8 protein-coding genes are annotated in these 8,444 nt (G+C 67.6%); 4 read left to right on the top strand and 4 right to left on the bottom strand.

What is annotated here, in order from left to right; genetic code table 11:
* From B3547_RS14945 to B3547_RS14930, 4 genes are all read right to left on the bottom strand, one after another.
* Window positions 1-1,381: phytoene desaturase family protein (locus B3547_RS14945; protein ID WP_292964370.1), on the bottom strand; the 1,381-nt coding region annotated here is incomplete at its 3' end.
* A gap of 139 nt (window positions 1,382-1,520) precedes the next feature.
* Window positions 1,521-2,156 (bottom strand): TetR family transcriptional regulator C-terminal domain-containing protein, encoded by a 636-nt coding sequence (locus B3547_RS14940; RefSeq protein WP_292964368.1) that lies wholly within the window; start codon window positions 2,154-2,156, stop codon window positions 1,521-1,523.
* A gap of 46 nt (window positions 2,157-2,202) precedes the next feature.
* Complete coding sequence (locus B3547_RS14935; RefSeq protein ID WP_292964366.1) at window positions 2,203-3,639, bottom strand: APC family permease; 1,437 nt, start codon at window positions 3,637-3,639, stop codon at window positions 2,203-2,205.
* On the bottom strand, window positions 3,639-5,252 hold the full coding sequence (locus tag B3547_RS14930; protein ID WP_292964364.1) for a phytoene desaturase family protein: 1,614 nt from the start codon (window positions 5,250-5,252) through the stop codon (window positions 3,639-3,641). The genes B3547_RS14935 and B3547_RS14930 overlap by 1 nt, the downstream gene beginning before the upstream one ends.
* A 79-nt stretch (window positions 5,253-5,331) precedes the next feature.
* Between B3547_RS14930 and B3547_RS14925 the strand changes: the two genes are divergently transcribed.
* From B3547_RS14925 to B3547_RS14910, 4 genes are all read left to right on the top strand, one after another.
* The gene (locus B3547_RS14925) at window positions 5,332-6,522 is read left to right on the top strand and encodes an aromatic ring-hydroxylating oxygenase subunit alpha (protein WP_292964362.1); all 1,191 of its coding nucleotides are present in this window, start codon (window positions 5,332-5,334) and stop codon (window positions 6,520-6,522) included.
* Window positions 6,519-7,778: a sarcosine oxidase subunit beta family protein gene (locus B3547_RS14920; RefSeq protein ID WP_292964360.1), complete on the top strand. Its 1,260-nt coding sequence runs from the start codon at window positions 6,519-6,521 to the stop codon at window positions 7,776-7,778. Before B3547_RS14925 ends, B3547_RS14920 begins: the two co-directional genes overlap by 4 nt.
* A complete protein-coding gene (locus B3547_RS14915) occupies window positions 7,778-8,059 on the top strand; it encodes a sarcosine oxidase subunit delta (protein ID WP_124808386.1) in 282 nt (93 codons plus the stop codon). The genes B3547_RS14920 and B3547_RS14915 overlap by 1 nt, the downstream gene beginning before the upstream one ends.
* The coding region (locus B3547_RS14910; protein WP_292964358.1) for a 2Fe-2S iron-sulfur cluster-binding protein at window positions 8,056-8,444 on the top strand (389 nt) is incomplete at its 3' end. The genes B3547_RS14915 and B3547_RS14910, both read left to right, overlap by 4 nt.

Below are 8,444 nucleotides of genomic sequence, written 5' to 3'. Positions count from 1 at the left end.
ACTTGCGCTCCAGATCGAGCGGCGAATGAATCTGCCGCCCGATGACCGATGCCTTGAAGCCCGGCGCCCAGCGTTCGACCGTATCGATGATAAGATCCGCCGCTTGCTCGCGCGCGTCGTCCCAGCTGCGGCCATCGGGCAGTTCGGGAGCGAATTGCTGGCAAAACAGGCTGGCGACATGCTGCCCCGGAGGCGCGAGACTGTCGTCCACGGTCGAGGGGATCAGCATTTCGACGATCGGCTCGCGCGCCATGCCGGTCAGCTTGGCGTCGATATAGGCGCGGTCCATGTAGTCCAGCGTCGGCGCGATGATGATGCCCGACTGGTGGTGCTCGCCCGGTTCCGGCAGGCAGGCGAAGCGCGGCAATTCCGACAGCGCCACGTTCATCCGGAAGGTGCCCGAACCGACCTTGAAGCCCTTCACGCGGCGACGGAACTCGGGCTCGAGATCCTCGGACGCGATCAAGTGATCATAGAGCAGGCGCGGGCCGACGTTGGAGACCACAGCGCCGCCCATCACTTCCGCGCCGCCTTCCAGCTTCACGCCCACCGCACGACCGTTGTCGACCAGCACGCGCGCCACCGGCGCTTCCAGCGTGATCTCGACGCCGGCTTCCTCGCACGCCGCGCGCATCGCCTGCGTGATCGCGCCCATGCCGCCGATGGCGTGGCCCCAGGCCCCCTTCTTGCCGTTCACCTCGCCGAAGACGTGGTGCAGCAGGACATAGGCGGAACCGGGCGTATCCGGGCTGGCGAAGTTGCCGACCACCGCGTCGAAGCCGAACGCGGCCTTGACCGCTTCGCTTTCGAACCACGAATCGAGGAACGTGCGCGCGGACTTGGTAAACAGGTCCAGCACGTCGCGCTGCTGCGACAGGCTGAGCTTGGCCAACCCACGGCCCTGACGTGCCGCGGAAATCAGGGTGTGCAGGCCCTCGCCCATATTGGGCGGCGATTTCAGCGCGAGATCGCGCAGCACGTCGGCCACGGTATCCAGCGCCTCGTAATAGCCGGGCAGGGCATCGGCATCGTGTTTGGAAAAGCGGCGGAATTCGGCCTGGGTGCGCTCCAGCCCTCCACCCAGCTTCAGGTAGCCGCCATCGGGCTGGGGCAGGAAGTTGGAGATCGGCCGCTCCACGATGCGCAGGCCGCGTTCGGCCAGCCGCATGTCGGCAATGACCTTGGGCTGCAGCAGGCTGACGGTGTAGCTCGCCACCGAATTGCGGAAGCCGGGATGGAACTCCTCGGTCACGGCCGCGCCGCCCACGATCGGGCGGCGTTCCAGCACGCGCACCGATTTGCCCGCACGGGCCAGATAGTAGGCGCAAACAAGGCCATTGTGGCCGCCGCCGATGATTACGGCGTCATACTGCTTGGTCATAGTGCGGCTCCATAAGCGAGGCCCCATACCACATCAGGGCCTGCGTTCCCCAACAGCGGCGCGCCGGCTATTCCGACACGCCCCGCATCTTGTTGTACATTCGTACAACAACGTTTCCGGCAACGCAAGCAGGCATCTTTCACGCGCAAAAAAGGCGTTTGGCCGTCACCTCGCACAGCGCGATGCAGCGATCTTTGGGGGTGCGCTCCTCCGACAGATAGAATTCGATCCACAGGCCATCGAGCACGGCCGAAAGGACCGCGATCGAATCGGCGATGGGCACGGCCTGTCCGGCCCCCGGCAATTGCCGGACGATTCGCTCCATCAGCGCGCGCTGGCGGGCGTTGAAGCGGGCGCTGACAATGGCGAAGTCCTCGCGCCCGCGCGCGAGTTGCCAGAACGCCATCCACGCGCCGATCACGTCCGCGCTGGCCCATTCCTTAGAGAAAGCGGCCTGGAAAAAGCGCGAGAGCGCGGCCCACGGGGTCGTCCCGATCTCCCCCACCTGTTCCTCCAGATGGGTGATAAGCTGATCGCACAGCAGTTCGTACGTCTCGAACAGGAGATTGTCCGGCTTCTGGAAATAGTGCCGCAGCAAGCCGTGCGAGACGCCCGCCTGCCGGCAGATTTCGCGCCCGGTCGCGCCGCGCGGACCCAGCCGCGCAAGGCAGCTTACGGTAATCGCCAGCAGGTCCTGCCGCCGCACGGTGGGTGGCTGACGCTTGGCGCGCGGCTTGCGCGGCGGACGTTCGGCAATGGCGGCGGCTTCGGTCATTCTGGTCCCCGGACGGCGGAGGCTGGATGCCCCCGGCACGATCGCTTCAGGAGATAGGCGCATCGACCGCATCGGGGAAGCCTTCCGCACGGCGGGTGCTGCGCTTGCCGAGGCCGTAGATCAGCGCGCCCGTGCCCAGCAGAACTGCCGTCATGCCCGCGATCTTGATCACCGCCAGCAGCTTGTCGGGCTCGTCCGGCGCCGGAAAGGCGGCCAGCACCAGCGCGACAAGCGTGGTGGCAAGGCCGATGGAGGCCACCGCGATCGAGGTCACCTTGCCGCCGGGCAGGCGCGTCACCTCGGGACCGGCCGGCTCGCGCTGCAGCCGGATCACCGAGAGAAACACGCCCATGAACGGCAGGAACGCGGCGATGATGCCCATGCTGACCAGCACGTCGTATGCGCCCTTCACGCCCGTTCCCGCTTGCCCCAGGATGCAGAACACCGCCCCCAGCCCTCCTTGCAGCAGCAGCGCCACGTAAGGCGTGCCCCAGCGCGGGTGAACCCGGGCGAAGACGGGGGGCAGCATCCGGTCGATGCCCACCGCGAAGGGAATGCGCGCGCAGGCGGAAAGGAAGCCGCTGGCCGCGCCCAGATTGCCGATGGTAATGAGCAGCGCCAGCGGCACGACGATCCAGCCCACGCCCAGCCGCTCTGCCCCCGCCGCACCAGCCTGGACCAGCCCTTGCAGGCTGCTGACCTGCCCCGCCGGCATCAGTACCAGCACCGCGACGGTGCCGAGAATATAGCAGCCGACGATCACCAGCCCGGCGATCGGCAGCGCGCGCGGGATCGTGCGGCGCGGGTCCTTGATCTCGCCGCTCATGAACGAGGCGGTTTCCGCGCCCGAGAGGGCGAAGGCAATCGCCGCCCAGAAGATCATGTGCTGCACATCGAACGTCGGCACCAGCGAGGCAGCGGGAAACGACGTCACCGGGCCGAAGCGCCAGCCCACCACTGCGGCGAGGGCGATCACCATCAGCACCGGCAGCCACATGCCGATCGCCCCCATGTTGTGCAGCCACTTGCCGAATTTCAGGCCCACGATGTTGAGCCAGGTGATGAAGGCCAGCGCGATCAGCGAGAAGCCGACGAAGAACAGGGGGCTGTTGTGCAAGTGCAGCAGCCGGTTCCCGCCGATATAGAGCGCGTTGCCGGCATCGAAATAGAACACGCTGGGGAAGTAGGGCAGGTTCGAGGTGAAATAGCTCCAGCCCGCCATGAAGCCGGCGAACGGACCGAACGCCTGCCGGGTCCAGACGTACAGCCCGCCTTCCTGCGGATAGCGCGAGGAAAGCTCCACAACCGCCATGACCAGCGGGAAATAGAAGCCCAGCAACGCGCCCAGCCACACCACGATGGAGCTTGGCCCCATCGCCGCCGCCGTGGCGATCCAGCGCAGGCTGACGCCGGTAACGATATAGAACAGCGCGAGGTCCGCGACACCCATCACCTTGGGCGGGTTGTGCGCGCCGCCCGCCATCAGCGTTGGCGCCGCCGCTTGCGGTCCCGCAGGACCTGCATCGCCGCGTTGTGCCCCGGCGCCCCGGTCACCCCGCCGCCGGGATGCGCGCCGGCCCCGCAGAGGTAAAGCCCGTCCACCGGCGTGCGGTATTGCGACCAGCGCGGCACCGGGCGCATCGAGAAGAGCGCGCCGGGATGCAGATCGCCGTGGAAGATATTGCCTTCGGTCAGGCCATAGGTCCGCTCGAGGTCAAGCGGGGTGAGCACGGTGCGGCCGATGATCTTCTCGGGCAGATCGGGCATGTGCCGCGTGATCTGGCGGATGATCGAATCCGCGAAGGCCTCGCGATGATCGTCCCACGTCCCTTCGCGCAGCTTGTAGGGCACGAACTGGATGAAGCAGGTCATCATGTGGTGCCCCGGCGGGCACAAGCTGTCATCGACCAAGCTGGGGATCACGCAATCGATCCACAGGTGTTCGGGAATGTCGCCGAAGCGGGCGATGTCGGCGCAGCGCTGCGCGCCTTCCAGCGTCGGCGCGATCGACAGCAGCGACCGTTCCAGCGGCGAGGCATCAGGGGCGCGGCCGATCACGGTCGGCTCGCCCGAAAGCGCCAGGTTGAGCTTGGCCGCCGGGCCGCCCATCTTGATCGCGGCAATATCGGCGCGGAAGTCCGCCGGCAGGTGTGCGGCATCGACCAGGCCCAGGAACGTGCGCTTGGGATCGGCGTTCGACAGCACCACATCGGCCCGGAAGGAGCGGCCGTCCGCCAGCGTCACGCCCGTCGCGCGGCCCTGTTCGACGTCGATCCGGGCGACCGGCGCATCGGTCAGGATGTCCGCGCCGAAGCCGCGCGCCGCCGCCGCGATGGCGCCGGTGATCGCGCCCATGCCGCCCATGACGTGCCCGTTGAAGCCCTGCACACTGTGATCGCCGCCTGACAGCAGGTGGAACAGCATCCCCACGGCCGAACCCGGCTCGTAAGGGCCGCCGTGCTTGCCATAGACGCTATTGGCCAGGATCATCCGCTTGGTCTCCTCCGCCTCGAAATGGCGGTCGAGGAAATCGCCGAGCGATCCGGTGAGGAAAGTGACCATCTCCCCCATCTCGACGCCGTTGATCTTGCGGAAGCGCCGGGCCAGACGCAAGCCTTCGCGCAGCTTGTCCAGCCCCTTGGCCGCCAGATCCGGCGGAGGTTCTAGAAAGAACGGTTGAAGATAGGCGGCCAGTGCCTTGAGTTTGCGGTCAACTTCCAGAAACGCCGCGCCGTCGCTTGCCGAAAAGCGGGCGATTTCCCGCGCCGTGCGTTCGGGGTCGGCCCACCAGCGGATGATCTGCCCATCGCCCAGCGGCACCGTCAGGATCGGATCGCAAGCGACCATGCGCAGGCCGTGCGATCCTAGATCGAGATCGCGGATGACCGTGGGCATCAGCATCGAGGCGATGTAGGAGGTGAACGACACGCGGTGGCCGGGAATCACCTCCTCGGTCACGCAGGCGCCGCCGACGATCGGGCGCCGTTCCACCACCAGCACCGACCGCCCGGCTCGCGCGAGATAGGCGGCCGCTGTCAGTCCGTTATGGCCGCCGCCCACCACGATGGCGTCGTATGTCCGGTCCTGCGTGGCCATGTGCGTTGCGCCCCTTGGTGCGTTGCGTCGGCACCCTTCCCGCGATGCCATCGACACATGGCTTGCCCGAAAGAATTTTATGAGGCAAGTGTCTAATAACGACAGCGGGGAATCGACGATCATGAGCCAGCCGCAGGGGGACGCCACGATGGAACGCTCGCTCGACAGCGCCGCCTATCTCACGCCCGAAGCCTTCGCGCTCGACAAGGAGACGATCTTCGCGCGCGAATGGTTCTGCGCCGCGCGCGAGGAAGACCTGCCCGAAGCCGGATCGCACCTCGTGCTGGACGTCGCGGGCGAAAACATCCTGCTGGTGCGCGGGCGCGACGGCGCGCTCCACGCGCATTACAACGTCTGCCGCCACCGCGGCGCGCGGCTGTGCGATGCGGGGAACGATGCGCGCTGGGGCGTGACGCTCGACGCCGGGGTGATCGCGCGCAACATGATCCGCTGCCCTTACCATGGCTGGTCCTACGGGCTGGACGGCCGGTTGCTGGCCGCGCCCCACCTGCAGGACGCGCCCGGCTTCAACAAGGCGGACTACGCGCTCTATCCCGTGGGCGTCGCCACCTGGGGTGGCTTCGTGTTCGTGAACCTGAAGCCCGAAACCGCGCCCGATTTCGCGGCTGGCGTCGCCACCGCATCGCGCCGGCTGGCCAACTATCCGCTGGCGGACCTGCGCACCGGCCACACCCTTCGCTACGAGGTGGCCGCGAACTGGAAGATCGTGCTCGAAAACTACAACGAGTGCTATCATTGCCCGGCCGTCCACCCCGAACTGTGCGAAGTGGTGCCGGCGTTCCGCGAACGCGGCGGGATTGATCTGGACTGGGAAGCGGGCATTCCGCACCGGGCCGGCGCGGTGACCTATACCGCCAGCGGCACCACCGCGCGCGCACCCTTCCCCGGCCTTTCGGAAGAAGAGAAGGTCCGCCACAAGGGGGAACTGCTCTACCCCAACGTGATGCTCAGCGTTTCGATGGACCATGCCGCCGCCTTCGTGCTCTGGCCCGTCGCCGCCGACCGGACCGTGATCGAATGCCGCTTCCTGTTCCATCCCGACGAGATGGCGCGTGGCGGTTTCGATCCCGCCGACGCAGTCGATTTCTGGGATCTGGTCAACCGGCAGGATTGGGCGGTGTGCGAACGCGTCCAGTCCGGCATTGCCGCCGGGGTCCACACGCACGGCTACTATTCGCCGATCGAGGACTACAGCCTCGACATCCGCCGCTATGTCGCCGATCGCCAGGGCGGGCACCGGCCCGGATGAAAGGCCGCTATTCGGCCCTCGCGATCGCGCGCCACGCGCTGACCGGCAACCGGCACTGGCCGGAAGCCTGGCGCTCGCCCGAACCGCGCGCGGCCTATGACGTGGTGATCGTGGGCGGCGGGGGCCACGGGCTGGCCACCGCCTATTACCTGGCCAAACAGCACGGCATCACCAACGTGGCCGTGCTGGAAGCGGGCTGGATCGGCGGCGGCAATACCGGCCGCAACACCACGATCGTCCGTTCGGATTACTACTATCCCGAAAGCGCGGCCTTCTTCGACCATTCCGTCAGCCTCTACGAAGGCCTTTCGCGCGAGCTGAACTTCAACATCATGTTCAGCCAGCGCGGGCAGCTGGTGGTCGCCCACAGCCGGCACGAACTGGATTTCCAGCGCCGGCTGGTCAACGCCATGGCGCTGAACGGCGTGGACATGCGGATGCTCTCGCGCGAGGAATGCTATGCGCGCTGCCCGATCCTCAACACCCGGCCGGATGCGCGCTATCCCATCCTGGGCGGAATGTGGCAGGGCCGCGCAGGTACCGTGCGGCATGACGCGGTGGTCTGGGGCTATGCCCGCGCCGCCGACCGGCTGGGCGTCGATATCATCCAGCAGTGCGCGGTCACCGGCGTCCGCCGCGATCCCGCCAGCGGCGCGGTGACCGGCGTGGAAACCACGCGCGGCCTGATCGGCGCGGGGCGCGTGGGCGTGGCCGTCGCCGGTCATTCCAGCGTGCTGGCCGACATGGCGGGCTTCCGACTGCCGCTGCGCAGCTATGCCCTGCAAGCCTTCGTGTCGGAGCCGTTGAAGCCGGTGCTGCACACCATCGCCTCGTCCAACGTGCTGGGGGTCTATGTCAGCCAGTCGGACAAGGGCGGGCTGGTGATCGGCGGCAACGCCGATGCCTATGCCTCCTATGCCCAGCGCGGCAACCTGCCGACGATGGAAGCGGCGCTGGCCTCGCTGATTGAGTTGATCCCGTCGTTCAGCCGCGTGCGGCTGCTGCGCCAATGGGCCGGCATCGTCGATTACGCCTATGACAGCTCCCCGGTGCTGGGGAAAAGCCCGGTGCCCGGCCTGTTCCTCAACAGCGGCTGGGGCGGTGGCGGGTTCAAGGCCATTCCCGCAAGCGGCGAGACGTTCGCCCACACCGTCGCTACCGGCGATCCGCACCCGTTGATCCGCGCCTTCTCGCTCGACCGCTTCCGCGATCTCGCGCTTGTCGACGAAGCCGCCGCCGCCGGGATCGCCCACTGATGCTACGGATCGATTGCCCATGGTGCGGTCCGCGCGACGAGGACGAGTTCGTCAACGGTGGTGATGCCCATATCGACCGGCCCGAACCGCCCGAGCAGGTCTCGCCCGAGGACTGGGCGGCATACCTGTTCTTCCACACCAACCCCAAGGGCGTGCTGGCCGAACGCTGGGTCCACAGCTTCGGTTGCCGGCGCTGGTTCCACGCGCTGCGCGATACGGTGAGCCACCGCATTCTCGCCACCTATCGCCCCGATGCGCCCCGGCCGGACGGCGTGGCATGAGCGGGTTCCGGCTTCCCCGGGGCGGCGACGGGATCGACCGCAGCCAGCCGCTGACCTTCCGTTACAACGGGCGCACGCTGCAGGGCTTTGCCGGCGATACGCTGGCCTCGGCGCTGCTGGCAAACGGCGTGTCCATTGTCGGGCGCGGCTTCAAGTACCACCGCCCGCGCGGCGTGATCGGCACGGGCTTTGCCGAAACCAACGCGCTGGTGCAGCTGGGCGAAGGCGCGGCGCTGACGCCCAACGTGCCGGCCACGCTGGTCCCGCTGCGCGAAGGGCTGGTGGCGTCCAGCCCCACCGGCTGGCCCTCTACGCGCTTCGACCTGGGCCGGCTCAACGACCGGCTGGCCGCGCTGCTGAGCGCGGGCTTCTACTACAAGACCTT

The sequence above is a fragment of the Novosphingobium sp. UBA1939 genome (assembly GCF_002336885.1).
Taxonomy (GTDB): Bacteria; Pseudomonadota; Alphaproteobacteria; order Sphingomonadales; family Sphingomonadaceae; genus Novosphingobium.
This window is presented reverse-complemented; position numbering and strand designations above follow the sequence as displayed.

Excerpts from the sequence above, each read along its gene's own strand:
- B3547_RS14915 (WP_124808386.1), top strand. The coding sequence starts at position 7,778 with ATGCTACGGATCGATTGCCCATGGTGCGGTCCGCGCGACGAGGACGAG.
- B3547_RS14940 (WP_292964368.1), bottom strand. The coding sequence starts at position 2,156 with ATGACCGAAGCCGCCGCCATTGCCGAACGTCCGCCGCGCAAGCCGCGC.
- B3547_RS14935 (WP_292964366.1), bottom strand. The coding sequence starts at position 3,639 with ATGGCGGGCGGCGCGCACAACCCGCCCAAGGTGATGGGTGTCGCGGAC.
- B3547_RS14930 (WP_292964364.1), bottom strand. The coding sequence starts at position 5,252 with ATGGCCACGCAGGACCGGACATACGACGCCATCGTGGTGGGCGGCGGC.
- B3547_RS14920 (WP_292964360.1), top strand. The coding sequence starts at position 6,519 with ATGAAAGGCCGCTATTCGGCCCTCGCGATCGCGCGCCACGCGCTGACC.
- B3547_RS14925 (WP_292964362.1), top strand. The coding sequence starts at position 5,332 with ATGAGGCAAGTGTCTAATAACGACAGCGGGGAATCGACGATCATGAGC.